This window comes from Opitutia bacterium (genome assembly GCA_016217545.1).
Classification (GTDB): Bacteria; Verrucomicrobiota; Verrucomicrobiia; order Opitutales; family Opitutaceae; genus Didemnitutus.
In genome coordinates this window covers 194,518-219,498 of the sequence record JACRHT010000003.1, presented here as the reverse complement: position 1 = coordinate 219,498, position 24,981 = coordinate 194,518, and the positions used below count along the sequence as shown (strand labels likewise).

At 66.0% G+C, this 24,981-nt stretch carries 25 protein-coding genes; 18 read left to right on the top strand and 7 right to left on the bottom strand.

What is annotated here, in order from left to right; all coding sequences use genetic code 11:
* Positions 1–83 precede the first annotated feature (83 nt).
* The 7 genes from HZA32_03525 to HZA32_03495 all read left to right on the top strand — a co-directional run bounded on the left by HZA32_03525 (position 84) and on the right by HZA32_03495 (position 9,346).
* Positions 84–1,298, top strand: a complete 1,215-nt coding sequence (locus tag HZA32_03525) for a TlpA family protein disulfide reductase (protein MBI5423129.1) — start codon at positions 84–86, stop codon at positions 1,296–1,298.
* A 252-nt stretch (positions 1,299–1,550) separates the two neighbouring features.
* On the top strand, positions 1,551–1,994 hold the full coding sequence (locus HZA32_03520; protein MBI5423128.1) for a sigma-70 family RNA polymerase sigma factor: 444 nt from the start codon (positions 1,551–1,553) through the stop codon (positions 1,992–1,994).
* A complete protein-coding gene (locus tag HZA32_03515; GenBank protein ID MBI5423127.1) occupies positions 1,991–3,025 on the top strand; it encodes a FecR domain-containing protein in 1,035 nt (344 codons plus the stop codon). The genes HZA32_03520 and HZA32_03515 overlap by 4 nt, the downstream gene beginning before the upstream one ends.
* 75 nt (positions 3,026–3,100) lie before the next feature.
* Positions 3,101–6,169, top strand: coding sequence for a TonB-dependent receptor plug domain-containing protein (locus HZA32_03510; protein MBI5423126.1), 3,069 nt, complete (start codon positions 3,101–3,103; stop codon positions 6,167–6,169).
* 41 nt (positions 6,170–6,210) lie between these two features.
* Positions 6,211–7,308, top strand: coding sequence for a redoxin domain-containing protein (locus tag HZA32_03505; protein MBI5423125.1), 1,098 nt, complete (start codon positions 6,211–6,213; stop codon positions 7,306–7,308).
* Positions 7,309–7,394: 86 nt separating this feature from the next.
* Positions 7,395–8,702 carry a TlpA family protein disulfide reductase gene (locus tag HZA32_03500; protein MBI5423124.1) on the top strand — a complete coding sequence of 436 codons (1,308 nt, stop codon included), beginning with the start codon at positions 7,395–7,397 and terminating at the stop codon, positions 8,700–8,702.
* Positions 8,703–9,058: 356 nt separating this feature from the next.
* Positions 9,059–9,346, top strand: coding sequence for a response regulator transcription factor (locus HZA32_03495; GenBank protein MBI5423123.1), 288 nt, complete (start codon positions 9,059–9,061; stop codon positions 9,344–9,346).
* Between the two features lie 4 nt (positions 9,347–9,350).
* On the opposite strand, the gene HZA32_03490 is transcribed toward HZA32_03495, so the two are convergent.
* The 5 genes from HZA32_03490 to HZA32_03470 form a co-directional block, all read right to left on the bottom strand.
* Entirely contained in the window at positions 9,351–10,289 is a 939-nt protein-coding gene (locus tag HZA32_03490; GenBank protein MBI5423122.1) for a ChaN family lipoprotein, read from the bottom strand.
* Between the two features lie 40 nt (positions 10,290–10,329).
* The gene (locus HZA32_03485; protein MBI5423121.1) at positions 10,330–10,812 is read right to left on the bottom strand and encodes a cytochrome P460 family protein; all 483 of its coding nucleotides are present in this window, start codon (positions 10,810–10,812) and stop codon (positions 10,330–10,332) included.
* Positions 10,813–11,002: 190 nt separating this feature from the next.
* Positions 11,003–12,265, bottom strand: coding sequence for a mechanosensitive ion channel (locus HZA32_03480; GenBank protein ID MBI5423120.1), 1,263 nt, complete (start codon positions 12,263–12,265; stop codon positions 11,003–11,005).
* Positions 12,266–12,417: 152 nt separating this feature from the next.
* On the bottom strand, positions 12,418–14,718 hold the full coding sequence (locus tag HZA32_03475; GenBank protein MBI5423119.1) for an ATP-dependent RecD-like DNA helicase: 2,301 nt from the start codon (positions 14,716–14,718) through the stop codon (positions 12,418–12,420).
* A 118-nt stretch (positions 14,719–14,836) separates the two neighbouring features.
* Positions 14,837–15,598 carry a hypothetical protein gene (locus HZA32_03470; protein ID MBI5423118.1) on the bottom strand — a complete coding sequence of 254 codons (762 nt, stop codon included), beginning with the start codon at positions 15,596–15,598 and terminating at the stop codon, positions 14,837–14,839.
* 232 nt (positions 15,599–15,830) lie between these two features.
* On the opposite strand from HZA32_03470, the gene HZA32_03465 reads away from it, so the two are divergent.
* Complete coding sequence (locus HZA32_03465) at positions 15,831–16,346, top strand: hypothetical protein (GenBank protein MBI5423117.1); 516 nt, start codon at positions 15,831–15,833, stop codon at positions 16,344–16,346.
* Positions 16,347–16,370: 24 nt separating this feature from the next.
* On the opposite strand, the gene HZA32_03460 is transcribed toward HZA32_03465, so the two are convergent.
* Positions 16,371–16,931 (bottom strand): DUF2059 domain-containing protein, encoded by a 561-nt coding sequence (locus HZA32_03460; protein ID MBI5423116.1) that lies wholly within the window; start codon positions 16,929–16,931, stop codon positions 16,371–16,373.
* A 103-nt stretch (positions 16,932–17,034) separates the two neighbouring features.
* Between HZA32_03460 and HZA32_03455 the strand changes: the two genes are divergently transcribed.
* The 5 genes from HZA32_03455 (at position 17,035) to HZA32_03435 (ending at position 19,521) form a co-directional block, all read left to right on the top strand.
* Positions 17,035–17,508: a MaoC family dehydratase gene (locus tag HZA32_03455; GenBank protein MBI5423115.1), complete on the top strand. Its 474-nt coding sequence runs from the start codon at positions 17,035–17,037 to the stop codon at positions 17,506–17,508.
* A 103-nt stretch (positions 17,509–17,611) separates the two neighbouring features.
* Positions 17,612–17,974 carry a DUF1304 domain-containing protein gene (locus HZA32_03450; GenBank protein MBI5423114.1) on the top strand — a complete coding sequence of 121 codons (363 nt, stop codon included), beginning with the start codon at positions 17,612–17,614 and terminating at the stop codon, positions 17,972–17,974.
* Between the two features lie 209 nt (positions 17,975–18,183).
* Positions 18,184–18,639: a DUF2721 domain-containing protein gene (locus HZA32_03445; GenBank protein ID MBI5423113.1), complete on the top strand. Its 456-nt coding sequence runs from the start codon at positions 18,184–18,186 to the stop codon at positions 18,637–18,639.
* Positions 18,636–19,022, top strand: a complete 387-nt coding sequence (locus HZA32_03440) for a hypothetical protein (GenBank protein MBI5423112.1) — start codon at positions 18,636–18,638, stop codon at positions 19,020–19,022. The genes HZA32_03445 and HZA32_03440 overlap by 4 nt, the downstream gene beginning before the upstream one ends.
* A 46-nt stretch (positions 19,023–19,068) precedes the next feature.
* On the top strand, positions 19,069–19,521 hold the full coding sequence (locus tag HZA32_03435) for a DUF2721 domain-containing protein (protein MBI5423111.1): 453 nt from the start codon (positions 19,069–19,071) through the stop codon (positions 19,519–19,521).
* A 203-nt stretch (positions 19,522–19,724) separates the two neighbouring features.
* On the opposite strand, the gene HZA32_03430 is transcribed toward HZA32_03435, so the two are convergent.
* Entirely contained in the window at positions 19,725–20,372 is a 648-nt protein-coding gene (locus tag HZA32_03430) for an HAD family hydrolase (protein ID MBI5423110.1), read from the bottom strand.
* Positions 20,373–20,623: 251 nt separating this feature from the next.
* Between HZA32_03430 and HZA32_03425 the strand changes: the two genes are divergently transcribed.
* The 5 genes from HZA32_03425 to HZA32_03405 all read left to right on the top strand — a co-directional run bounded on the left by HZA32_03425 (position 20,624) and on the right by HZA32_03405 (position 24,970).
* Positions 20,624–21,769: an ABC transporter permease gene (locus HZA32_03425; protein ID MBI5423109.1), complete on the top strand. Its 1,146-nt coding sequence runs from the start codon at positions 20,624–20,626 to the stop codon at positions 21,767–21,769.
* A 25-nt stretch (positions 21,770–21,794) separates the two neighbouring features.
* Positions 21,795–22,583, top strand: a complete 789-nt coding sequence (locus HZA32_03420; GenBank protein MBI5423108.1) for an ATP-binding cassette domain-containing protein — start codon at positions 21,795–21,797, stop codon at positions 22,581–22,583.
* Positions 22,580–23,590: an MCE family protein gene (locus HZA32_03415; protein ID MBI5423107.1), complete on the top strand. Its 1,011-nt coding sequence runs from the start codon at positions 22,580–22,582 to the stop codon at positions 23,588–23,590. The genes HZA32_03420 and HZA32_03415 overlap by 4 nt, the downstream gene beginning before the upstream one ends.
* Positions 23,591–23,595: 5 nt before the next feature.
* Positions 23,596–24,189, top strand: a complete 594-nt coding sequence (locus HZA32_03410) for a membrane integrity-associated transporter subunit PqiC (GenBank protein MBI5423106.1) — start codon at positions 23,596–23,598, stop codon at positions 24,187–24,189.
* A 478-nt stretch (positions 24,190–24,667) separates the two neighbouring features.
* Complete coding sequence (locus HZA32_03405; protein ID MBI5423105.1) at positions 24,668–24,970, top strand: hypothetical protein; 303 nt, start codon at positions 24,668–24,670, stop codon at positions 24,968–24,970.
* Positions 24,971–24,981 lie beyond the last annotated feature (11 nt).

Below are 24,981 nucleotides of genomic sequence, written 5' to 3'. Positions count from 1 at the left end.
GCGCCGTCCGCGTCGCGGCCGTGGAAAAAGGGGGCCGCACGATCTGACCGCGGCCGCCTCCTGAGATTCAACGCCTCACTTTTATGAAATCACTCCTCTGTCTCCTCGTCCTCGCCGTCACGGCACTCGCTCAACCGTCGCCGCCATCGGCGCCCGCCACCAACGATCCCGAGCTGCAGGAGATCCTGCGACAGTCGAGCGATCGATCCGTGCTGCAAAAGCCCGAGCTCTCCCCCCGCGAACGTTGGCTCACCTACGACGCGGCCAGCGTTGTGCTTCTCGGGCAGGTCCGCGCCTATCTCGCGAAACATCCGACCGGGTCGGAGCATGCCGAGGCGGCACTCGCACTGGTCAAGCGCGGCGCCATGTTCATCACGGCGATCGATCCCGCGTTCGACCAGAATGCCAAGCGCGACTACCTCACGTTCGACGAAGACAAACAGCGTGCGTTCGCGGCGGAGACCAAGGCCTTGCTCGAGCGCGTGCGCGCCGACCAGACCGCGACGACCGAGCAACGAGCGCGCGCCGGACGCGAGCTGGTGATGCGGGCGATGGACAAGGCCGAGACCGCGGCCGAACTTGACGCGATTCAGCGGCAGATCGAACAGCTCGCCACCGAAGGACTCGACGAATCCTCGCTCACGAGGCTCCAGTCGGAAGTGTTTTATCCCTATTCCGGATTCGGCGTGGAAGCCTACGCCGCTTATCTCGATCGCGTGGCGCAAAGCCCGTCCGCCACTCTGAGCGCGACTGCGAAAGAGGCCAAGGCCGACCTCGACAAAGTCCGTCAGGGCTTGGGCAAAATCAAATTCACCAGCGCCGATGGACGCGAAGTGGATCTCGCGAAGCTGAAGGGCAAAGTGGTGTTGATCGACTTCTGGGCCACGTGGTGCGGCCCCTGCATCGCCGAGCTGCCGCACCTCCTCGAGACCTACGCGAAGTATCACGATCAGGGTTTCGAGATCATTGGCGTGGCATTCGAGAACGCCGGCGTCGTCACCGAAGCGGAACTCCCGCGTCTTCGCACCCGGACCCCCGACGCCAAGGCCGACTTGCCCGAGGAAGTTGCGCGCAAGATCGAAGCGGCCCGGACGAAGCTCTTGAAGTTCACCGCCGAGCACAAGATGCCATGGCCGCAACACCTCGACGGCAAATACTGGCAGAACGAGTTCGGCGTCTATTTCGGCATTCGCGCGGTTCCATCGATGTTTCTCGTCGGCCGGGACGGCCAGCTCGCCAGCACGAACGCGCGCGGCGACAAGCTCGAGGCCGAGGTGAAGCGCCTGCTGGCGCTCTGAGTGCGAGCGCCGCACCGCGGGAGCTGGCCTGCCGGCGGGCCAGGCGACCGGCCGTTGATCGCGCCCCTTCCTGATTTTTCGAAAATTGCTTTAGGGGAGGGGAGCGGTTGGCGTGTCTCAGCTCTTTGACGCGCCTTTCGCGCGTCGCTCCCGGTGCCGCCACAAGATCCAGAACAAGCGCGTTGGTTTGTCGATGAGGTCCTTCCTCACGACGCCAAACTCCGCGGGTGGGTCCGCGCGCGCTTCCCGGACGTGAGCGATGTGGAAGACGTCGTGCAAGACGCCTACGCCCGGCTCATGCGCGCCCACGCTTCCGGCCCCATCGCCAATCCGAAGGCGTTCCTCTTTGTCACTGCGCGCAACCTCGCCCTCAACCACCTCCGCCATCAAGGCTACGAGCGCCCTGCCGGGGCCACGGAAGTCGATCCGCTGAGTGTCTTGGATGATGCCCTCGGCGCGCCGGAGACGCTGACGCGACGCGAGGATTTTCAAGTCCTGATCGACGCCATCCAGTCCCTGCCGGATCGCTGCCGCCAAGTGGTGACGCTCCGCAAAATCTACGGCCTTTCGCAGCGCGAGACCGCCGAGCGCCTCGGCATCACCGAAAACACCGTCGAGGCGCAGGGCGCCATCGGCCTGCGCAAGTGCATCGAATTTTTCCGCCGTCGGGGCCACGACCGCGCCGTGCGAACATGAACCCCGCCGACCCCAATCACTCCGCTTCCGATCCGATCGCCCACGCCGCCGCCGAATGGGTGCTGCGTCTCGATCGCGGTCTCACTCCCGCCGAACAGGACGCCTACACGCAATGGCTCGCCGCCGACCCTCGCCACCGCGAGGCGCTGGCCACGGCGCGCTGGGGCTGGGACGAGCTCGATCGTCTCACCGGCATTCAGGATTCGGTTCACGCCGTGCCCGATCCGGATCTGCTGCGGCCGCGCCGTCGCGCGGCTCGCGTGCTGCGGTTCTGGCCGCAGGCGCTCGGGCTCGCCGCGGCCGTCGCACTGGCCGCCGTCCTCTGGTGGCCGCGCGCCGCTTCGATGATTTCGCCGCCGGTCGAGCGCGCGCCGTCCTACGCACTCGCGGCGCCGATCGAGAAACGCACGCTGGAGGACGGCACGGTCGTCTCGCTGAACCGCGGCGCGGTGCTCGAAGTGAATTTCGCCCCCGAAGAGCGGCGTGTGCATCTCGTGCGCGGCGAAGCGAACTTCGCCGTCGCGAAGAATCCGCTGCGCCCGTTCATCGTCCAAGCCGCCGGCGTCAACGTTCGCGCCGTCGGCACCGAATTCAACGTCCGCCTCGACCCGAAAGCGGTCGAGGTCCTCGTCACCGAGGGCAAGGTCGAGGTCACGCCGCCGCCCGCCGCAGCGGCGGTGCGCACGACTCCGCCGCTCGTGGAGGAAGGCCAGCGCACGGTCGTCTCGCTCGAGCCGTCCGCGGCCGCGCCGCAGGTTCTGCGCGTGGACGCGGCCGAGCGGGAGCGCGCGCTCGCGTGGCAGCCGCGGCTGCTCGACTTCACCGATCAGCCGCTCGCGGACATCGTCGCCGAGTTCAACCGTCGCAATCCGGTGCAGCTCGTCCTGGCCGATCCCTCGCTGCGCGCGCTCCGCCTCACGGTCACCTTTCGCTCGGACAACGTCGAAGCGTTCGTCCGCCTCATGGAGTCCGATTTCGGCATGCGCGCCGACTGGCGTGGCGAGACGGAGATCGCCCTGAGCCGCCAGTGAGCGCGGGTCATAGATTTTTTCGCTTCATGGAAAGCGCCGCGTGAAGGGTCTTGGTCTGCGAACCCGCACACCTTGATGAACCTCTCGTTACCCCTCATCCGCCGGGCGCTCGCAATCGTCGCGCTCGGCTGCGTCTTCGCCGTTTCACTCGTGGCGGCGGAAGCCGCGCGCACGTTCAGCATCCCCGCTGGCGATGCCGCCCAAAGCCTCAAGCAGTTCGCCCAGCAGGCCGGTCGCGAGATCGTCTTTGCGCCCGCCACCGTCAACGGCGTGAAAACTCCGGACGTTCAGGGTGAGCTGACTGCGGCGCAGGCGCTCGATTTGCTCCTCGCCGGCACTGGTCTCGTCGCCACCACCGATGCGAAAACCGGTGCCATCGCTGTCCGTCGCGAGCCGACCGTGGAAGCAAAAAAAGTCTCAAGCCGCCCCGCTGACGCGGCGGCGGCGGGCGGCGGGGCCGGCAATTCCAGCGCGACGGTCAAGGACGGGACTGTCCAGCTGGACGCTTTCAAGGTCACGGGATCGCGGATTCGCACGTTGGTCGGCGAGCAGACGATGCAGCCGGTCTTCACCCTCGATCGCCGGGCGATCCAGCGGACGGGCGCGGCCAATTTGGGCGATGTATTCCGGGTGATTCCGCAGATTAGCAGCGCCAGCAATGGCATGGGCAACAACGCGGGCTCACCGAGCCCTCTCGCGGGCGACTATGCGGTGTCCGCGAACCTCCGCGGCTTTCAGGGCGCGAGCACGCTGATCCTCGTAGACGGCAGACGAGTGACCAAAGGCAGCCAGGTCACGATCAACGATCGCTACGACATCGGCGGCATCCCGCTCTCGGCCGTGGACCGGATCGAGGTGATGTTGGACGGAGCGAGCGCGATCTACGGCGCCGATGCGGTCGCCGGCGTGATCAATATCATCACGCGGAAGGACTACAATGGGACGGAAGTTCAGATCAACTATGACAACACGTTCCGGAAGGACGCCTCGATTCAGAGCTATTCGCTCACCCACAGCGTCTCGCGCGCCAACTGGAATGCGCGGGTGACGTTGTCGCATGAGCGGAGCACGCCTCTGGCCGCGCGCGACACGGCCACGATCTTCACGAACGATCGCCGCGCGTTTGGCGGAGTCGATAACCGCAGCGACTCCATTCGCGTCGTGCCGGGCTGGATCGAGACGGAGAGTGGTTTGAATCTTCCCGGCTTGGCCACGCCGATGGTGCCGATCCCGGCGAACTCATCCGGAACCGGTCTCACCGCGACCGACTATGCCAATGCCTATGCGGCAGCCGGCGGCGCTTCGTGGGATCCGTTTTCAACGGACGATGCGACCGCTTGGGGCGAGCGCTTTGATGCGGCTTCCATCTACGCGAGCCCGCGCTTCGAGCAGAATTCGGTGCTCTTCGGCGGCGAGTATACCTTTAACAAGGTCTTCTCCGTTTACGCCCAAGGGCGTTACGTCGAGAGCGAGAACGTGGGCTATGGCGATCCTTACAACACCGAGGGCCTCTACTTCAACGACACGGGCCCGACCGGTTTCAACGTGGGCTTCGCCTTCGGGTTGACGCTGCCGGCAAACTATCCGGGCAATCCCTTCGGTGTCCCCATCATCCTGCACAAAACATTTTTCGACAACCTGTCCGACTTCAAGGTGACGCGCAAAGCGTTCAGCGGAACCATCGGCTTCCGCGGGGAGCTGGCGAACGAATGGCGCTACGACGTGAGCGCGACACTGGATAAATCGCAATCCGTGCCGGACAACGGCACCGGCGTGCTCGAGCAGGCGCGAGTCCAGCCGCTGCTCAACGCCGGCACTCCTCCGACGCTGTTGTATGACAGCACTCGCCGCGCGATCGCACTGCAGGATGTCTTCCGCGCGGTGGCCGGACCGCAGGCCGTCACGCAAGAGCGGCCGAAAGTCCTCCTCTTTTCCGCCAGCGCGGACGGCAAGGTTTGGAAGCTGCCGGCCGGCGATGTGAGAATGGCCCTCACCGCGGAATCGACGCACGACGAATTGGAGAGCACGAGCGCGCTCGTGCCCTCCGCGAGCCGGCGTTCGTATGGCTTTGCGGCTGAAGTCAGGGCTCCGGTGATTTCGCCGCTGCAAAAGATCCCGCTGCTTTACCGCTTGGACGCGTCAGTCGCCGCGCGCCACGACCGCTATTCGGATTTTCCGTCGACGACCAACCCGACCTTCAGCGTGCTCGCGCAGCCGATCTCCTGGCTTTCGCTGCGCGTGACCCGCTCCGAAGGGTATCGCGTGCCCCCGCTCTTCAGTGAGCGTCGCGTCGCGTCCCGCTCGAATCTGACGCGGATTCCCCCGACGTTCACGGATCCGTTGCGCAACAACGAGCCCATCACGCTTCCGTTCACGTCCACCATTTCCGGCAATCCGAACATCGATCCCGAGGTCTTCAAGAGTAACACCTTCTCGTTGACCTTGGATGTGCCGGGAGTTCCCGGCCTGTCGGTCCAAGGCACCCGCTGGGAGACCGACTACTCCAGTCGGATTGTCCAGATGAACAGCATTTTTAGTTTCACGGAAATCGCGACGCTCTACCCCGAGTTCATGATTCGCGCGCCTTCGTCCGGCACCACGCCGGGACGGATCGTCGAGTGGGTGCAGAGCTGGATGAATGTGAGCGCGTCCAAACACGCGGGTTGGGATGCCGGCCTGCGCTACAACCTGCCGACCGCCAAGGGGCGCCTCGATGCGCGCGTGGATGTGGCGCGGACGGATAAGAATGAAATGCGCGTCCGCGGACCGAACGGGCCCATCACGCCTTCTCAAACCGGCACGAGCAATCTCCCGTGGCAACTGTCCGGCTCGCTCTTCTGGAGCACCGGCGCGATGGAGATCGGAACGCTCGCGACCTACAACAGTTCGTTCAACGAGAGCCTGGCGAGCACCACGGTCATCGGCTCCAGCATCCGCTGGGATTTGCAGTTCGGCTACGATTTTGGGCGGTCGAAGGCTATCCAACAGCGTTGGGCTCGTGTGTTGCTCAAGGACACGCGCGTGAGATTCACCGTCTTCAACGTCTTTGACCAAGACCCTCCGCTCGCGGATGGCACGTTCCGCTTCGGCACGATCGAGCAACGTCAACAGCACTACGCGATCAACATCACGCGGCAATTCTGAGCGACGTCGCTCTCGCCGGCTCGGAATCGAAAGGCTCACCTATGAAACTCCCCTCTCTGCGCTCGCTCGTGTTGAGCGCGCTGCTTCTCGCCGTCGTCTCCTCTGTTTCCGCTGAGGAAGCGGCGTTCAAAATCGGCCAGCCCGCGCCTGAGTTCAAAGCCGGGCGCTGGGTGAAACACGGTCCGATCACCCGCCTCGAATCGGGTCAGATCTACATCATCGAATTCTGGGCGACCTGGTGCTCGCCCTGCCGCGCCGCGATGCCGCACCTCACCAAGCTCGCGCACGAATACAAGGGCAAGCTGACCGTGATCGGAGTCGATCTCTTCGAACGGCTGCCCGGCCCGGAGGCGGACCGCGCCGTCGACAAGGTGATCGCGCAAATGGGCAAGGACGCCGATTACCCGATCTGCCGCGACACCGCCGATGACGACCTGCTCAAAAACTGGTTTAACCCGACCAAAGCGGCGGGAATTCCGACGTCGATCGTGGTCGATGCTGCGGGGAAGATTGCGTGGATCAGCAGTGGGATGCCGTTCGAGCTCGACCGCGTCGTGAAGGAATTGCTGGCGGGGGAATTCGACTACGCCAAATCCGCGGCCGACTTCGCCGGCGATCCCGGCAACCAGGAAACCATGCTGAAGGTGATGGAGAAGTATGGTGAGGCGATGCAGGCGAAGGACTGGCGCAAGGCCATGGACGTCTGGGCCGAATACCCGACCTTCGCGGCCAAGATGCCCGCGATGCGTTTCCGCTCCTTGGTGAAATTCGATGCGAAGCAGGCTTTCGCCGAGGCGCAGGCCGCGGTGGAGAAATCGCAGCGTGATCCGTCCGATCTTTTGCAGCGCACCACCGTGCAGGCTTACCTCAGCGTGCTGCTGGAAACCGATGAGCTGCCGAAGGAGATGTATGCTTACGCGCTGGAAAACCTGAAAGCCGACGCCAAAGGCAACGTCTTCTTTGCGTTGGCCCAAGGCGCCTGGCGCCTCGGCGAGGCCGCTCAAGCGGCGGAATATCAGGCGAAATTCCGCGATTACCTCCACGACCTGCCGAACAAAGTCGGACAACAGCTGCTGGATCAGGTGGACGCGGACCTCGCCAAATACCAAGAGGCGGTCCGCCGCAAATCAGCGAACTAACCGTTCCCGTCGCGCCGAAGCGCGCGAGAAAATCATTCATGCGGAGCGCGCTCAACTTCCGCGCGCTCCGCCCTGCGGAGATCTTCATGAAAAAATACAGCTTAGCGATCGCGTGCGCCGTCGCGCTCCTGTCCGGCGTGGCGCGTGGTGAGACCCCGGCGGCGGCCGACGCTGCCTACACGAAACTCAAAAACGTTGAAGCCACTCAGTTCGAGTGGACGAGCCTGCCGCAGCAGACGGAGGAACAGCGGGCGGCGCGAGAGGCTGCGCGTCTGCAGACCAACGGGGCCATCGCGGTGGCGGCGGCCGATTTCATCGCGAATTTCCCGGCCGATGTCCGTCGCTGGGAAGCGATGCAGAAAATCGTGTTCAGCGAACCTCGATTCGAGGGACCGACCGCCGCGGCGGACCAGCTGGCGTGGAACGCCCTGCGCAAAGACTGTGAGCGGCAAATTCTGGAAACGCCCGGAGTGCCGGCCGAACAGGTGGAAGAGTTCGCGATGATGCAGGTCGTGCACGCGCGCGTCGCCGTTTACAAGGAGGCGCAGCGGACGGGAAAATTTGCTCCGGCGATTTGGCGTGAGGCCTTGGATCGCTTCGCGCGCCGGGCGCAGACTTCGGCGATGGTGGTGATGCTGGAGCACCAGTATGCGACCTTCTTGATCGAGCAATTTCCCGCGCAGACTGACGCGGCGCTCGCTCGCTGGCGGCAGGCGATCGACGAGGCCGCCCGTCGCGAGCCGGGGACTCCCGAACTCGTTTCCTACGAGAGCCAGTATGTCGAGGTTCTGGTGCAGCAGCGTCCGGAGCAGGCTGATGTTTATCTAAACCAGCTCGCGGCGTCCTCCAGTCCGGCTCTGGCGGAGATGGCGCGCGGCAAGTTGAACGCGATCGCAGCGAGCCGAAAGCCGGTGGACCTCAAGTTCGTGGCGGTCGATGGCCAGGAGTTCGATCTCGCGAAATTGCGCGGCAAGGTGGTCATCGTCGATTTCTGGGCGACGTGGTGCGGCCCTTGTTTGCAGGAGTTGCCGAACACGAAGGCGGCCTACGCGGCTTTCAAGCCGTTCGGCGTGGAAATGGTGGGGATCTCGTTTGACCAGGCGCCGAAAGAAGGTGCTCCGCGCAACCCGGCGGATCGCACGCGGGAGCAGTTCATCGAGGCGACGAAGAAGTTGGGCATGACGTGGCCTCAGTTTTACGACGGCAAGGGCCGCAAAAACGAGATCGGGCAGCGCTTCGGCGTGGATTCGATTCCGCGCGTTTGGGTCATCAATCAAGAGGGATTCATGGTCACCCAGCACGCGACCGGCCGGAAGATCTGGGAACTGCTCGCGAAATTGACCGGCCATCTGGTGGAGATTCCCAAGGAGTTGGCCGCAGAGAAGGGCGAGTAGATCGCGCGCTACCACGTGTTTCAATTCGCGCCGCTGGTGCGCATTCCGCCGACTCCGCTGGGCTCATCTTGAATGGGCGGCCCCGCCGATGTTTCTCGTCGGCGGGGGCGGAGAACTCGCCGGCACGAACGCCCGTGGCGACAAATTCGCGGCCGAGGTGAAGCGTCTGCTGGGGCGCTAGTCCCGCAGGACGTTCTCCGTCGGCGCGCGGCAGCTTTCCGCACCGGCGTTGTCCATTGAAACGGGCAATGCCCGGTTTTTTGCCGCACCCGAAGGATTTTCTTCGGGGATTTGGCGGCCTCGTTCGTCTTAGCTAGAGGTGCCGCCTTTCCGCGGCACGGAAATACTCCCCTGTCATGGTTGCCTCCCGATCCGATTTCGTCCCGTCCAGCCTGCTCCTCGGGGCGAGCTGCCTGCTCACATCGCGCCCGTATTTCGCGCCGCGGCCTCGTGCTGCGGTCATCGATGCGGCCCTCACTCCCGCCGAGCAGCGGGTGCGCGAGCTGTTGCTCACCGGTCTTTCGAACAAGGAGATCGCCAACGAACTCGGCCGCGCGGAGGCCACGATCAAGAACCAGGTTGCCTCGATCCTGCGGAAGCACGGCGTGCCTTCGCGCGCGCGCTTGCTGGCGCGGTGTCGTTGAAGCGCTAGGGCGTGCCGGTCGCCGCGGCCAGCGGCAGAACGCGGAGGTAGTCGCCCGGCGGGCGGGCGAGAGCGCGCAGGTCGGCGTGGGAAATCTCGATGTCGCGCATCGCGGCCTTGTCGGCCGCGGTGAGTTTCAACTGGCCGCTTTCGGTCGAGAGCACAATGCGGTCGACGATGCCGGGCAGCCGACGGCGGACGCGGTCCGGCGTGCCGAGGCCGAAGCGGACGTGGCCGGTGCCCGCGACGACCACGGCGGTGCGCGGTGAACCGTCGGGGCCGGTGAGCGCGCGGGCGGCGGCGATGTTGGCGGCCATGGTCTCGTCGCGGGCGACCTGCGCTTCGAACACCGGGCGCAGTTTTGCGGGGTCCATGGCCAAGTGCACGGCGAGCTGGAGATTGAGCAGGCGCTCGTAGGGAGCGTCGTTGAGCTCGATATCAGACGGAAGCGTGGCGCGCTGCTCGGCCGGGAGCTTGGCGAGGCCGCCGCCGCGGCTGACGGCGCGGATGACTTCCGGCGGGGCGTTGAGCGCGCGGACCGGAATGCTATTCTGCTGCGCGAAGTCGCAGAGCGCGCGGTAGTCGGCGTAGTTCTTCCACTTCTTCGCCCAACCGAGTTCCGTGGCGAGTTGCTCGAAAGTGAGTGCGCCGGCGTTGAAGCGGTCGATGGTTGCCTGGTCGCGCGCCTCGAGCTGTTCCAGGCAGAGTGTAAGCGCGCGGCCGCGGGCGTGGAGTTCCTGCAGCACGCCGAGCTGCACGGCGTGGTGGCGGTCGATCGTGTGCGATTCGCCGACGTAGACGATGTCGGCTTTCGCGAGGTCGGCGAAGACGTCGGCGTTGCCGGATTCCTCACCGGAAACGAGGTCGAGCCAGAACTCGGCGGGGTTGGCGAAGGCGGACGCGGCGGCGAGGGTCGTGAGCATGGCGAGGCGGGGCAAAAGCATCGCCGGATCCAAGCAGCCGTGTGTCTTGAGACGAGCCAGATCAGGGTTTCAAGCGCGTGAAGACGTGCTGACGCTTCGCGACTTTGGTGTGGCAAACGTAGCAGTCCTTCACGACGTCGATCTCGAGCGCGGCCTTGGTGACGATGTCGTAGTCCTCGAAGCGCCAGCCGCCGGTGGAGGCGGCGGAGGCGTCGCGCACCATGGTGCTGGTGGAGGCGCGTTGACCAAGTGTGGTGGTTCCGCCCTTCCGCTCGACTTTAAGGATATCGAGCACGAACACGGCGCCCTCGGGGTAGGTGCCGGTGCGCAGTCCCTCCAGCGCGGCGGCGTTGGCGTAGACGAAGTGCGCATCGGTGAGCTCGGCGGTGGCAGGGGCGGCGGGGTCGAGCGACGTGGCTTTGATTTTCTTCCAATTGAGAAAATTCTCGGGATACGGCGCATGGGCCGGCGTGGGATCGGCGGCGTGGGCAAGCGTGGCGAGGGCGAGGCAGAGGACGACGGAGAACAGGTGGCGCGGAATCATGGCGCGCGATGCTTGGCGCGCACGGTGGGTCGTCGAGCGGTTTGCGATGACGTCACGACGAGGCGCGTCTTTTCCGAGATGAAAATACCGGTCGGGCGCGCGATTGGACGGTTCTGCGATGAGACGAGGTGTTCGCGGGGCCGGAAGGGGCTCGGGATGGCACGCCGGGCTTGGCGCGAGCGCGCATGGATCAGCTCGGCGGGCGGCCGGGCGGAACTTTGGGCTGCGCTGGATCGCCGAGATAGTGCGGCGACATGATTTGCACGCCGGCGGCGTGGAATTGATCCTGGATCGCCGCATGCAAGCGACCGAGCACTGCGAGACGTTCTGCGGGATTCTCCGGCGTGAACCGCAGCTCGTGCGCGACGTAGAAATCCTGCAATGCCGTCTGCCGCACCTCGGGAGCGGGCTCGGTGCGGATGCCCGGCGTGGCCGCGGCGGCTGCGAGCAACAAGTCGCGCACCTGCCGCCAGGGCGTGTCGTAGCCGATGGTCACCGTCGTGGTCAGGCGCAGTTGATCGGCGTGGCGCGAGAGGTTGCGCACGCCTTGGGAGACCACCGTGTGCGAGAGCACGAACAGCTCGTCGCGCGGCGTGCGCAGCGTGCAGGCAAACAAGCCGATGTGCTCCACCGTGCCCTCGTGCTCGCCGACGATCACGTATTCGCCCGGGCGAATCGCGCGTCCGTAGATCAGCGCGAGTCCGCTGGCGAACTGCGCCACGAGATTGCTCGAGCCGAGCGAAAGCATGAGACCGGCGAGGACCGTGACGCCGCGGAACGCCGGCGACTCGCTGCCGGGAATGTAGGGAAACGCGATGATGACGGCCGCAATCCACAGGCCGACGTCGGCCAGCCGCCGCGAGGTCTCGGCGGTGACGGGATCGAACAGGTTGCTCGCGATCTCTTCGTCGGCGATGGAGCGGAAATAGTGATTGAGCAGCTCCTGCACGATGCGCGTGGCGAAATAGATCAGCGCGACGACCAACAACCCGGGCAGCGCCGTGGCGGCGCCGACGATCAGGCGCTCCAGTTCGGCGAAGACCTCATTCTCGATATGCCGGGCGGTGGCGTGAGTGGCCGGCAGGAGGTCGAGCAAGACGATCGCCCACGCGAGCATGCCCGCGAGCACGAGCGCGATCGTGGCCAGTCGGATTCCCACCACGACCAACTGGCCGAGGCGGCGCAGGCTGAAGCGGCGCAGTCGGGCAGAGCCGATGTGGCGCGCCTTTTCGACCGCCAGGGTTTTCAGCCGTTCGAGCGCGAGCGAACGCAACCAGAGCACGGCGGTCAACCAGGCCGCGAGCGCGAGTGTGGCGACGACGGCCAGCACAAGACCGCTCGTCGCGGATGTTTCCTGCGCGTCCGCGGCCCGGGCTGGGGCGATGACGACGACAGGAAGCGCGCACGCGATGAGGAGACGAAACGAACGAATGAGCGAGCTGGGGCGGCCCACGGCGCAGAAGTGTGCGAGCCGACGGAGCGTTGGCAATGGCTGAACCGCGTCATGGCGCGCGGTCGATTCCCCACGACAAAACCGGCCACACCGGTCTTCCGCCCGCCAGTGAGTGCCTCGGCCTGTGCTGCGGCTGCGGCGGACGCGGAAGGTTAATCGAGAGAGAGAATCTTCTCCCGCAAATGGGTGCAGCGTTGCTTCGACTCGGCGTTGCGCACGGCCATCGAGTAGGCGGCGGGTTCGCCGACGACGAAGACCTTTTTCTTGCCGCGCGTGATCGCCGTATAGACGAGGTTGCGCTGGAGCATCATGAAGTGCGCCTTCAGCAGCGGCACGATGACGACCGGATACTCGCTGCCCTGCGATTTGTGGATGCTGATGGCGTAGGCGAGCGCGACCTCGTTCATCTCGCCGCGCTCGAAGAGGTGTTGCTCGCCGTCGAAGTCCGCGATGAGCGTGCCCTTGGTGAGATCGGTGCTGACGACGGTGCCGATGTCGCCGTTGAAAAGGCCCTTGTCGTAGTTGTTGCGCAGCTGGATGAGCTTGTCGCCCGGACGATACTCGCCGCTGACGGCGCGCAGGCCTTTCTCGTGCGGATTGAGCGCGGCTTGCAGGCGGGTGTTGAGGTTGCCGACGCCGACGGTGCCCTTGTGCATCGGTGCGAGCACTTGCACGTCGGTGATCGGGTTGAACCACTTGAAATGCGCGGGAATGAAGCGCGTGGTGAGCTCGACGATCTTCGCGAGGCAATCCTCGGCGTCGTGCGCGGCGATGAAGTTCAGGTCGCTCCACGCCTGCGCCTTGTCCACTTCGCTCAGGACGGGCGGCGGTTGCGCGTGGCCTTCGTTGATCGCGTGCGCGGTGGTGACGATGGCGCTCTCCTTGCCCTGGCGGTAGACGAAGGAGAGGCGCGTGACGGGAAGACTTGTAGCCGGGGTCGCGGACCCCGGTCGACTGGGCTCACCGAGCCCGGCTACAGCGATGAGGTCTTTGAGGACGTTGCCGGCGCCGACGCTCGGGAGCTGGTCGATGTCGCCGACGAGGAGCAGGTGCGCGCGGTTCGGCACGGCTTGGAGCAGCGCGGCGGCGAGGCGGACGTCGAGCATCGAGGCCTCGTCCACGATGAGGAAATCGGTCGCGAGCGGGTGCGACTCGTTCACGGTGAACGCGCCGTTCTCGAACTTCAGCAGGCGATGGATCGTCGAGGCGAAGCCGCCGGTCGTCTCGGCGAGGCGCTGCGCGGCGCGGCCGGTGGGCGCGGCGAGCGTCACGCGGACTTTCTTGGCCTTCAGGATGTCGACGAGGGCGCGGAGGATCGTGGTTTTGCCCGTGCCAGGGCCGCCGGTGAGGATGGTGAACTTGTGCGTGAGCGCGTTCTTGATGGCGGCGGATTGCAGGCCGTGGAACTCGAAGCCGGCCTTCTCCTGCGCCCACGTGACGGCCGCATCGACCTTGATCGGCGGGAGGCCGGTCGGCTGCGTGCCGAGGCGGCGCACGACGTCGGCGATCTTTTGTTCGGCGCGCGAATTGGTGGGGAGCTGGATCGTCGCTTCGCGTCGCGCGGCGCTTGTAGCCGGGCTCGGTGAGCCCGGTCGGCCGGGGTCGGCGACCCCGGCTACAGGAGTGGCGTGGGCCACGATGGCTTTCTGCGCGATGAGGGCGTCGATGCGGGCCTCGACGCGCTCGGCGGAGGTCTCGAGCAGCGTGGCGGTGTAGGTGACGAGCTCGTCGCGCGGGTAGGCGGTGTGGCCGTCTTCCTGCAACGTCTCGAGCGCGTAGATCAGGCCGGCATCGAGGCGAGGCGCGGCGTCGTTGGCGAAGCCGAGGTTGATGGCGAGCTTGTCGGCGGTCTTGAAGCCGATGCCGTCGATCTCGCGCGCAATGCGGTAGGGCTCCTCGCGGATGATCTGCTGCGCGGCGGCGCCGAACTTGTTCACGATCTTCACGCACTGCGACGTCGTGACGCCGTAGGTCTGAAGGTAGATGTGAACTTCGCGGAGGGTTTTCTGCTCGTCCCACGCGGCCTTGATCGCGGCGGCGCGGACTTTGCCGATGCCGGGGACCTTGCGGAGCTTGCCGGATTCCTCGCTGAGCACGCGAAACGTGTCGGTGCCGAACGCGTCGACGATTTTGTTGGCGTAGACCTTGCCGATGCCGGGCACGAGGCCGCTGCCGAGGTATTTGCGAATGCCGTAGACGGAGGAGGGCAGCTCGCTTTTGTGCGCGGCGATTTTGAACTGCGCGCCGTGCTGCGCGTGCTTCACCCACTCGCCGGTCAGCTGGAGCGTCTCGCCGCACTGGACGCCCGGGAGCGTGCCGACGATGGTGACGCGATCCTCGGCGCGTTCGGCGGTGTCGGGACGCAGCTCGGCGATGGTGTAATGATTCTCCTCGTTGAAGAAGATGATGCGCTCGAGGACGCCGACGAGGGAGTTGGAGGAGGGGGCCGCCACGAGAGCAAGAGGTTGGCGACGTGGGCTGGAAAGAAAAGCGCGGAGCGCGGGGGGCGGTCAAACGAAAGGCCGGACCTCGATGGCCCGGCCTTTGGTGGTCGAAAGAGTTTGGCTAGGCTCAGCTCGGGCTGGCCGGCAGATTGATCACGGGAGTCTCGACGGGCGTCACGGGATCGAGAATTTCGTTGAGGACTTGAGTATCGGTGGTCGGCGTCACGGTAACACCCGGGACGGTGGTGGCCGCAGCGGTGAGCGCGGCCACGGTGGCGCCCGAACCTTGAGCCGTGGCTTGAATGACGGCGCCGACAGCTTTATTCAGGACCTCACCTGTGATGGTGCCGGTGGAGCCGAGGCCCGAGACCGCATTCTGGACGATGGTGGTGGCTTGCTCCGGCACGGCGGTGGCGACGACCTTGACCACGAGGGCCAGCTGGGTGAGGGCGGCGGGAGTGCTGCCGGCGAGCTTGGCGACATCGGTAACGGCCGCGACCAGGTTGGTGGCGAGGGCTGGGTTGCTTTTCACCAAGGACGAAAGGCTGGTGGGCGCGGAGGCGAAGCCGGTGGAGCTGATCACGACGCCCGTGCCCGCATCGATCGTGACCGACTGGCCGTTGGCGAGCTTCACCGTGACCTGACCGCTGAGCGCGGCGACCGTGGTGTTGCCCTGCGCATCGAGGTCGGTGAAGTTTATGGAATCATCGCGGCCCTGAAACTGCAGCGTCTCGTTGGCTTCTACGCTTTGTCCGGTAGAGGTATCAACATGACCGCGGTGCACGGTCATATTGTTGCCTTTAAAAGTCACCAGGCTGGCTTGGAGCGAGCCGGTGACCGCGAAGGTGATGAGAAGGGCGAGGAGGCGCGGGAGCGTGATGACTTTCATGAAAGTTGGAAAATGAAGGATGGGAGCGAAGGGGTTTTCCTTCGGGCGTCAAGACACGTGGACCCGTAATGCCAGAGTAGATTTCTTCGTCGAAGAGATTGAGTTCGAGGCCGGCACGCATGGGAGAAGCTGCGGAAGGCAATGCGATTTGATCCACAAGCAGGCTCGCTCCGGTCGGGCTGTTGATTGAAAAAGGAGCATGCTGCTCGACGAACTGGAGACAGATCCGAGAATGTCCGTGCCGCAAATGCGGCAGTGGCATGAGCGGAACCGCGCGCATCCGCGCTATGCGCAGACCGTGGCCGAAGCGATCGTGAGCGGTTCGCGCGTGCTGGAGTGGACGGGCGCGTGGATGCTGCGACGCTGGGTGAGCGAGGGCGCCCAGCCGCCGGCGGAGGCGCTGAGCGTCGTCATCGACGGGCTGGACGGCGTGCGCTCGCACCTCGGTCGGCTCGTGCTCAGCCAGTTTTGGACGGAGAATCCGGAGCTGATGGAAACGGCCCCGGCGGAGGTGGGAGCGTTTCTGCGCAACGGACTCGAGGATCCGAAGGCGACGGTGCGCGTGTGGAGTTTGAACGCGCTGTGGTGGCTCGCGCAGCGTCACCCGGAGTTTCGCGCCGACGTGCGCGCAGCGTTGCGGCGCGCGAAGCGCGATCCCGAGCCGTGCGTGGTGGCGCGGTTGCGGCAGATGGGATTGATGCCGTATCCGGAAAAGAAAAAGCCCGCCGCGAAGCGCGGCGGGCGGTAGCGCGGAGCGCGCGGGCGAAGCGGATTACTTCGCCGGCTCGGGCGCCTTGGCGGCCGGCGTGGCGGGAGTCGCGGCGGCGGCATCGGCTTTCGCCTCCTCGGCCTGCGCGTCGGCGACGATCTGCTGGATCTTCGGCATGAGGCCGCGTTGCAGGTCCTGCAAGAGCGGCATCATCCGCTTGGCGACATCGGCCTGCTTGAGCTGGGCGCTGGAGCCCTCGGGGGAGGAATAGAAGGCCTTCATCGCCTTCAGCTCGGCTTCGGTGAAAACGTCCGCGTAGACCGTGTCCATTTTCGAGAGCAGCGTCTTGGACATCTCCATGCTGAGGCCCATGATTTTGGCCTGCGTCGCCTCGGCGCGGGCGCGTTTCTCGGGCGAGAGATCGGCGGAGGAGCCCGCCATCTGCGCGGCCATTTGCTTCATCTGGCCGGTCATGCGGTCGATGATCTTGTCGGCCTGCATGGCGGTGATGACTTCGCGAGCGAGGGCGAGCTTGGCCGCGTCGGGCGCGGGCGCCGGAGCGGGGGTTTGCGCGCGCGCGCCGACGGCGGCGACAAGCGCGAGGAGGAACAGGATTTTCTTCATGGTTGTGTGGGCGCTGGCCCGGGCGCAGCCGGGAGCGAAGCAGATGCGCGGGGAATTTCAACGCGGCGTTGGACAACCCGCGCGAATCGCGCACCCTGCGCGCATGCTCACGTGGGAAGACCTGCAACCCGGACAGAAATTCGGCACCGCGGAATACGAGATGACCGCCGCGGAGATCGTCGCGTTCGCGCGGCAGTATGATCCGCAGCCGTTTCACACCGACCCGGAGGCGGCGAAGGGTTCGCTCTTCGGCGAGCACGTGGCGAGCGGCTGGCACACGGCGGCGGTGAGCATGCGCCTGATGGTGCAGGGCGAGATGCAGGTGGAGGGCGGCGTGATCGGACACGTGGTCGAGGAGTTGCGTTTCCCTCGGCCGGTGCGGCCGGGCGACCGCTTGCGTGTCGCGCAGGAAGTGGTGGCGAAGAGCGAAATGCCCGGACGCCCCACGCACGGGCGGCTGACGTTGCGCAGCCGGACCTACAATCAGGATGGGAAAACCGTGCAGCACATGACGTCGCAGCTGGTGATTCAGCGGCGACGTGAGACGACCGTCGATGGAGAAAGCGCGGGCGGTTGAGGGCAACCGCCCCTACCGCGGCGTCGGGCGCGGAGCGAGTCGGGTGGAGAGCGGCGTCGTTTCGGCGCTTGGCGAACGGCGGCCGGCGCGGCACCGTGCGGTCATGTCCCTCGCCGCCACGCTCCTCACGGCGCTCGTCGCGCTGTTGCACGTCTACTTCCTAGTGCTGGAAATCTTCCTCTGGAACACGCCCTACGGTCGCCGCGTGTTCGGGCTCACGCCGGAGTTCGCCGCGGCAAGTCGGAGGCTCGCGATGAATCAGGGGCTCTACAACGGCTTCCTCGCGGCGGGACTCGTCTGGGGAATGGTGGCGGCGGGCGACCTCGGTTTTGCGGTGCGCGTCTTTTTCCTCGGCTGCGTCGTGGTGGCGGGCGTGTTCGGCGCGGCGACGGCCAGCCGGAAAATTCTCTTCGTGCAGGCGCTGCCGGGCGCGCTGGCTCTAGTCGCGAACGCGCTGGCGCGCTGAGCGCGCATTCGGGGGCCGTTCCTCTGTGGGCCGCGCCTCGGTCGCGTTTCTCGGAAGAATGGCGCGAGCAAGCTCGCGGCCTGCGGGATGGCTGAGCGCGTGGAGGTCAGCGCGCCCCACCGCAACTTCGCGTGGTGCTCGGGAGCGCGGGCTGACTTGGCGGCGATAAGCGGATTGCGACGCGCCGGACGGCGCGCAATCTCGGCGGCATGGAATCACTCTCGTCGCTCCTGCCGATCATCCAGCTCGCGATCACGCCGGTGATTTTGCTGTCGGGCATGGGAGCGTTGATGATCGTGCTGACCAACCGCATGGGGCGCATCGTCGACCGCACGCGTGTGCTGGCGGAGACGATTCCGGAGACGACAGGCGAATCGCGCCAGCATCTGGAGGATCAGCTCGAGATCATGTGGGCGCGCTCGATCATGATCCGGCGCGCGGTCACGGCGGCGGGCTTCAGCATGTTGTCGTCCTGTTTCCTCATCGTGGCTTTGTTTTGTGGCGCGCTGCTCGACTGGCCGGTGCGCGAGGTGGTGCTGTTCCTGTTCGGCTTGAGCATCGTGCTGCTCATCGCGTCGCTCGCGGAATTCCTGCGCGACATCTTCTCGGCGCTGCACGCGCTGCGCTTGCAGATCGACCGGGCCAAGGGTCTGCCGCGGCAATGAGCGCGGGCGGCTGGATCCTCGCGGCTGCGGTCTTCAATGCCGCCTTCGGCCTTTTTCACCTCGGTTTCTGGAAACTGTTCCGCTGGCGCGAGGAGCTGCCGCGGCTGAGCGCGATCAATCGCGGTGTCGTGCCGGTGCTGAACATCATGCTCACCTACGTGTTCTTCGCGGTGGCCTTGGCGCAGGCGACGCTGCGCGAGGCGTGGGTGGCTACGCCGCTCGGACGCGCCGCACTGGTCGGCGTGACGGGATTCTGGGTGCTGCGCGCGGGGCTGCAGTTGATTTGCTGGCCGCGAGTGGCGCGATCATGGGCGCTTTTCGGGGTGTTCTTGGTCGGCGTGGCATTGCATGCGCTGGCTCTGGCAACCGGCGCACAGTCGTGACGGACGGGCGGGTTGCTCCGGGTGGCCGCGAGGCTACAGTTCAGGCATGGACGCGATTCCTTCGAGTATGTTGCCGGTCATCCAAGCTTCGATCACGCCAGTGATCCTTATTTCCGGCGCCGGCATGTTGTTGCTGACGCTCACCAACCGCATGGGCCGCGCGGTGGACCGCACGCGCGCGCTGGCCAAGGAGCTGCGCGAGCATCCCGAGCAGAAAAACCCGCGCATCGAGGAACAACTGGAGGTGCTCACGGTGCGCACGCGCCTCATCCGCGCCTCGGTGCTGTGGGCGGTGCTCAGCATGCTGTCGGCCTGCCTGCTGATCCTGGCGATCTTCGCGACGGCGCGGTTGAAGTTCGACGGCGAGATCCTGCTGCTGGCGTTTTTCGTCGGCGGGATCGCGCTGTTGTTCGGTTCGCTCGTCTACTTCGTGCGCGACATCGTGCTCTCGCTCCACGCGCTCGACTCGGAAGTCGCGTGGTCGCGCCAGGGCAAGTGACGCCGCGGACCATTCCTCGAGTCTGCCCGCCAGCGGCATCTGACAAGTGTAACCTATTAGGTTACACTTGCCCGGATCGCCGCGACTGGCGGGGCGAAACTGTAACCTAATAGGTTACAGAACGGGGCGGGTCGCGAAGCTGGGCGGCAACCTGCAGCGAACTTCATTGCGTGGTGCGCGACGACGCGTCCGGGGGAGCCGACTCAACAGCGTGCGAGGATCGCCGGGGCGGCGGACGGCAGGTCGGCGAAGATCTCGGTCGCGCCCGCGGCGCGCAGCGCGGCGTCGTCGTGCGTGCCGGTGGTGACGCCGTAGAAGGCGAGGCCGGCGTTGAGGGCGGTCGCGACGTCGTAGATCGAGTCGCCGACCAACGCCGTTTCCGCGACCGTCGTGCCGAGCGCACGCAGCGCGTGGTCGACGAATTCGCGTTGCGGTTTCAACCACTCCGTGTCGCCGGCGCCGAAGATGCCGTCGAGCAGGGGCGTGATTTTCAGGTGGGCGCAGACTTCGCGCGAGGCATCGCCGCGCTTGTTGGTGAGCGCGGCGCATTTCACGCCGCGGGCCCGCAAGGCGCCGAGGAGTTCGAGCGTGCCGGGGAAGATCGCCGCGTCTTGCAGGCTCGTGGCGCGCCAGTGTTCAAGATAGATGGGCAGGATGCGCTCGACGTTGTCCGGTCCGGCGAGATCGCGGATGGCGTCGTCGAGCCCGCGGCCGATGGCGCGTTTGACCTGCTCGAACGTCGGGGCGGGCAGGCCGATTTGCCGCATCGCGAACGAGTGGCAGCGGTGGATCGCGTTGAACTGGTCGACGATGGTGCCGTCGAGGTCGAAGAGGACGGTGCGCAAGCGCATGAGCGGTGGAGCAAACGGCGCCGCGGCGGAAGCGGCGAGACGGAAATCCGTCCGCGGGCGAGGCGACGGGCGTGGCGGAGTGCGCGCCTGCGATTCGCGGGCGACCGCGCGATCGGCTTGGGGCGGGCCCGGAGCCCGATCGCGTGGCCCTCCGGAGGGTGGCGAGCGCGATGCCGGAGGTTCTCCCGAATTGGCGGAACCGGGCCAAAAAGTTCTCGTGACGGCGCGTCGCAGCGGCGAAAGTCGGGGAGATGTCGAATCCCGTCGCCACAGCCCGAGCCGAAGCGCACCTCGCGGACGGCGTGCTCATGGTCGTGGTGAGCGGGTGTTGGCAAATCACGGAGGACCGGCCCGATTGGCACGATCTGGCGGAGAAGGCGATGGCGGCGGCGGGCACGAAGGAGCCGCCCCGGATGATCCGCGTGGAAGGCCGGGAGGTGACGAATTGGGACAGTGCGCTGCCGCTGTTCGTCGGACAGGCGAAGCGCGGGGCGGAGGCGATCCACGCGCAGTTCGAGACGGTCAATCTGCCGCACGGCGTCGACCAGCTCGTGTTGCAACTGGGCCAGCCGAAGGCGCCGAAGCACGAGGATCCGGCGCTGCCGGACCTGTTCACCGCGGTGGGAAATTCCGCGACGGGTCTCGTGCGCGAGCTGCGCGATATCTCGCGACTGGTCGGCGAGTGCGTGTTCAGCATCGCGCGGTTCTTTCGCGGGCAGGCGCAGTTCCGCTGGCGGGATTGCATCCACGAAATGCAGCTGTGCGGGGCGATGGCGCTGCCGATCGTGGGACTGATCAGTTTTCTTGTCGGCATCATCCTCGCGTATCAGGGCGCGGTGCAGTTGCGGCAATTTGGTGCGGACATCTACGTGGCCGACATGGTCGGTGTCGCGGTGATCCGCGAGATGGGCCCGCTCATGGCGGCGATCGTGCTCGCGGGCCGCACGGGCGCGGCGTTCGCGGCGACGCTGGGCAACATGAAGGCGAACGAGGAGATTGACGCGCTCGAGACACTCGGCGTGTCGCCGGTGGATTTTCTCGTCATGCCGCGCCTGACGGCGCTGTTCCTGATGATGCCGCTGCTCGCGCTCTACTCGAACGTGCTCGGCATCTTCGGTGGGCTCGTGATCTCGGCTGGCATCCTCGACATCCCGGCGAGCCTCTATTGGGCGGAGACGAAGAGCATCGTCGACCTGTCAGACCTGTTCGTCGGTCTGATCAAGTCGGGCATATTCGGCATCATCATCGGCTTGTCCGGCTGCCTGCGCGGGTTGCAGGCGGAGCGCAGCGCGGCGGGCGTCGGCGCGGCAGCAACCAGCGCGGTCGTGACGGGCATCCTCCTGATCATCGTCTTGGACACCGTTTTTGCGGTGATCTTCAACATCCTCGGGTGGTGACATGAGCGACGACACCAAGATCCCCATGCCCGCCGCCGGAAAATTCGCCATCGAGGTCGAAGGCCTGCAGGCGCGTTACGACGAGCGCGTGATTCTCGAGAGCGTTTCGTTCGCGGTGAAGAAGGGCGAGGTGTTCTTCATCATCGGCGGCTCGGGTTGCGGCAAGAGCACGCTGTTGCGCAACCTCGTCGGCTTGCAGCAGCCGCCGAAGGGGAGCGTGCGCTACTTCGGGCGCGACTTCACGCACGCGGCCTCGCGCGAGCGCAAGGCGTTCCTGCGGTCCTTCGGCGTGCTTTACCAAGGCGGCGCGCTGTGGAGTTCGATGACCGTCGGCGAGAACGTCGCCCTGCCGCTCGAACTCTACACGGACCTCTCGCGGCGCGAGCGCGCGGGCATCGTCGGCCTGAAGCTCGCGCAAGTCGGCCTCGCGGGCTACGAGGATTATTATCCGTCGGAACTGTCGGGCGGCATGAAGAAACGCGCCGGCCTCGCGCGCGCGCTGGCGCTCGATCCCGAGATCGTGTTCTTCGACGAGCCGTCGGCTGGCCTCGACCCGATCACGTCGCTGAAGCTCGATGAGCTCATCCTGCAGCTGCGCGATACGCTGGGCACGACCATCGTCGTGGTGTCGCACGAACTCGCCAGCATCTACGGCATCGCGGACCGCGTCGTCATGCTCGACCGCGAGACGAAGGGCGTGATCGCCGAGGGCGACCCGCGCGAGCTGCGCGATCGCAGCGAGGACGCGCGCGTGAGGGAGTTTTTGAATAGACGCATGGAGCCCGCCGGTCAAAAAGGAGTCTCAACCCCGTGAAATCCCGCTTCAGTCCTGCCGCCGTGGGCATGTTTGTGTTGGGGGCCGTGCTGCTCGGCCTGCTCGCCTTCGTCTCCTTCGGCGGGACGAACTTCTTCTCCAAGCCCACGCGCTTCGTCGTCTATTTCGAGGAGTCCGTGAGCGGTCTCGACCCCGGCGCGGCGGTGAAGGTGAACGGCGTGCGCATCGGCCGCGTCGCCGCGATCAACGTCCGCTACGACTCCGCCACGCGCGTGGCGCTGGTCCAGACGATCTGCGAGATCGACCGCAACGTGCTCACCGATCGCGACGGCAACACGATCGAGCTGACCAATCCCGTCGAGCTCCAGAACCTCATCGAGCGCGGCATGCGCGCGAAGCTGAACCTGCAGGGCATCACCGGCCTGTTGTTCGTCGAGCTGAGCTTCGAGGACCCGCGCGAATATCCGGCGCCCAAGCGCAACTCGGTCGAGCCGTATCCCGTCATTCCCGCCATCAAGTCGCCCATCGCCGAAGTGCAAAGCAGCATCGTGGAAATCGTCGCCGACATCAAACGCGTCGATTTCGCCGGCTTGAGCAAGGAACTGAAGACGCTCCTCGCGACCACCAATCAAAAGATGGCCGACCTCGACGTGAAGGGATTGACCGAGCGCGTGGGTCGCGCCGCCGATTCCGTGGAGAAGTTCGCCAGCTCGCCCGACGCCAAGGCCGTCATGGCGAACCTCAACAAGACCATCACCGACACCCAGGCGCTCATCGCCAAGCTCGACGCGCAGGTGCAGCCGGTGAGCGGCGAGCTGAAGCAGACGCTGGCCGACGCGCAGTCCGCGCTGAAGCAGATCGATGCCGCGGCCGCGACCACGCGCCGCTTCGTCCAGTCGCAGGGCTACCTCGGCGAGGACGTGACGCGCACGCTGCAGCAGGTTTCCGATGCCGCCGGCGCGATCCAGCGCCTCGCCGAACTTCTCGAGCGCAACCCGAACGCGCTGCTCGTCGGCCGCAAGGTCGACGGCAATTCGAAACGCTGATCGCCATGAATTTCTCCTCCTCTCTTCGCTTTGGTTTGGCCGCCGCGGCCGCGGCGCTCCTCGCCGGCTGCAACATCCTCCCCGAGGCGCGGCCCGAAAGCGCGCGCTACTACGTCCTCGAAGCCCATCCCGCCGCCGATGCGCCGCCGGCCGGCGCGGTGAAGCTCGGCCTGCGCCCCGTCGAAGTGCCCGCCTACCTCAAGCACAAGGCGATCGTCACGCGCAGCGGGGAAAACGAGGTCAGCTACGCCGCCGATGCGTTTTGGGCCGAGCCGCTCGATGCCGGCATCGCGCGGGTATTGCGGGAGCAACTCGCCGCGCGCGCGAACATCCTGGCTTATCCGTTCCCGGCGCAACTGCCGCGCGACTACGACCTGACCGTTCGCGTGCTCAATGCCGAGGGCGCGGCGAAAGGCGTGCGCTTTGTGGCCGTGATCGAATTGCTGCGGGTCGGGGACAAACCGGAAGTCGTGGTGCGCCGTGAGTTCACGGCCCCCGCGGCGGCGTGGCACGGCGATTACGGGCAGCTCGCGCGCGGCTTGAGTGAAGCGGTGGCGGCGCTGGCGGACGATATTGTGGCCAGTGTGCCGAAACAGTAGCGCGCGGCGTGGCCGATGAAGCGTCGCGAACGCGACGCGACGCGGCGCTTGGGCGGCTTGGAGCCTTTTCTGTTTTTCTGTAGCCGGGCTCGCTGCGCCCGGTCGGTGCTTCTTGCCTCGGGAAAGCCTCTTTCCGGGGTCAGCGACCCCGGCTACATTGTGTTTGAAAACGCTGTAGGTGAAAAGGGGAGCGGGCCGGCACTATCTAGCGTGGGCCCGTTCAGTTGGAAGCGCGCTTACGCGCCGCGGGCGCGGCCCGCGAGGACGCGGGCCCTCCCCAATACGCGGAGCTTCCCGAATCGCGGGGCCACGCCAGCAAGCGTTCGTTTGTCGGCGCGCGACTGGAGGGCTCGCCTCCCGGCGAGCCGCGAACGGCTCATCGTGCCTGCGGGACGATCACGGGCGCTTCCTGCCTCGATATCCCAGGCGGACGCACTTTGGGCTGGCTGATGGCACGCGGCCGGCTATCTGTCCGGGCATGGCCCTGTCCGGAGACGCCCCCTCCACTTTCACCGTGATCCAGTTTTCCCTGGAAACCGGACCGGACAGCACGCCGACGCAGCGCTCCACGAACCGCGGCTCGTATCGCGACGTCGAGGCGGCCTTCCACAACGCCCGCTGCCTCGCGAACGAGACGTGGAGCCGCATCAAGGAAGCCGGCGCGTTCGGTTCGCCGACGATCGTCGACACCGAGTGGGGCTACGACCTGCGGCTCGGCCCGCTGACGGTGCACCGCTTCTGGGTGCACGAGCACGCGACCAGCCAGCGGCTGCTGAAGTAAGCGCCTCGCGC

Coding starts and splice junctions, on each gene's coding strand:
- HZA32_03525 (MBI5423129.1), top strand. CDS start 84: ATGAAATCACTCCTCTGTCTCCTCGTCCTCGCCGTCACGGCACTCGCT.
- HZA32_03515 (MBI5423127.1), top strand. CDS start 1,991: ATGAACCCCGCCGACCCCAATCACTCCGCTTCCGATCCGATCGCCCAC.
- HZA32_03510 (MBI5423126.1), top strand. CDS start 3,101: ATGAACCTCTCGTTACCCCTCATCCGCCGGGCGCTCGCAATCGTCGCG.
- HZA32_03505 (MBI5423125.1), top strand. CDS start 6,211: ATGAAACTCCCCTCTCTGCGCTCGCTCGTGTTGAGCGCGCTGCTTCTC.
- HZA32_03500 (MBI5423124.1), top strand. CDS start 7,395: ATGAAAAAATACAGCTTAGCGATCGCGTGCGCCGTCGCGCTCCTGTCC.
- HZA32_03495 (MBI5423123.1), top strand. CDS start 9,059: ATGGTTGCCTCCCGATCCGATTTCGTCCCGTCCAGCCTGCTCCTCGGG.
- HZA32_03490 (MBI5423122.1), bottom strand. CDS start 10,289: ATGCTTTTGCCCCGCCTCGCCATGCTCACGACCCTCGCCGCCGCGTCC.
- HZA32_03485 (MBI5423121.1), bottom strand. CDS start 10,812: ATGATTCCGCGCCACCTGTTCTCCGTCGTCCTCTGCCTCGCCCTCGCC.
- HZA32_03470 (MBI5423118.1), bottom strand. CDS start 15,598: ATGAAAGTCATCACGCTCCCGCGCCTCCTCGCCCTTCTCATCACCTTC.
- HZA32_03465 (MBI5423117.1), top strand. CDS start 15,831: ATGTCCGTGCCGCAAATGCGGCAGTGGCATGAGCGGAACCGCGCGCAT.
- HZA32_03460 (MBI5423116.1), bottom strand. CDS start 16,931: ATGAAGAAAATCCTGTTCCTCCTCGCGCTTGTCGCCGCCGTCGGCGCG.
- HZA32_03455 (MBI5423115.1), top strand. CDS start 17,035: ATGCTCACGTGGGAAGACCTGCAACCCGGACAGAAATTCGGCACCGCG.
- HZA32_03450 (MBI5423114.1), top strand. CDS start 17,612: ATGTCCCTCGCCGCCACGCTCCTCACGGCGCTCGTCGCGCTGTTGCAC.
- HZA32_03445 (MBI5423113.1), top strand. CDS start 18,184: ATGGAATCACTCTCGTCGCTCCTGCCGATCATCCAGCTCGCGATCACG.
- HZA32_03440 (MBI5423112.1), top strand. CDS start 18,636: ATGAGCGCGGGCGGCTGGATCCTCGCGGCTGCGGTCTTCAATGCCGCC.
- HZA32_03435 (MBI5423111.1), top strand. CDS start 19,069: ATGGACGCGATTCCTTCGAGTATGTTGCCGGTCATCCAAGCTTCGATC.
- HZA32_03430 (MBI5423110.1), bottom strand. CDS start 20,372: ATGCGCTTGCGCACCGTCCTCTTCGACCTCGACGGCACCATCGTCGAC.
- HZA32_03425 (MBI5423109.1), top strand. CDS start 20,624: ATGTCGAATCCCGTCGCCACAGCCCGAGCCGAAGCGCACCTCGCGGAC.
- HZA32_03420 (MBI5423108.1), top strand. CDS start 21,795: ATGCCCGCCGCCGGAAAATTCGCCATCGAGGTCGAAGGCCTGCAGGCG.
- HZA32_03410 (MBI5423106.1), top strand. CDS start 23,596: ATGAATTTCTCCTCCTCTCTTCGCTTTGGTTTGGCCGCCGCGGCCGCG.
- HZA32_03405 (MBI5423105.1), top strand. CDS start 24,668: ATGGCCCTGTCCGGAGACGCCCCCTCCACTTTCACCGTGATCCAGTTT.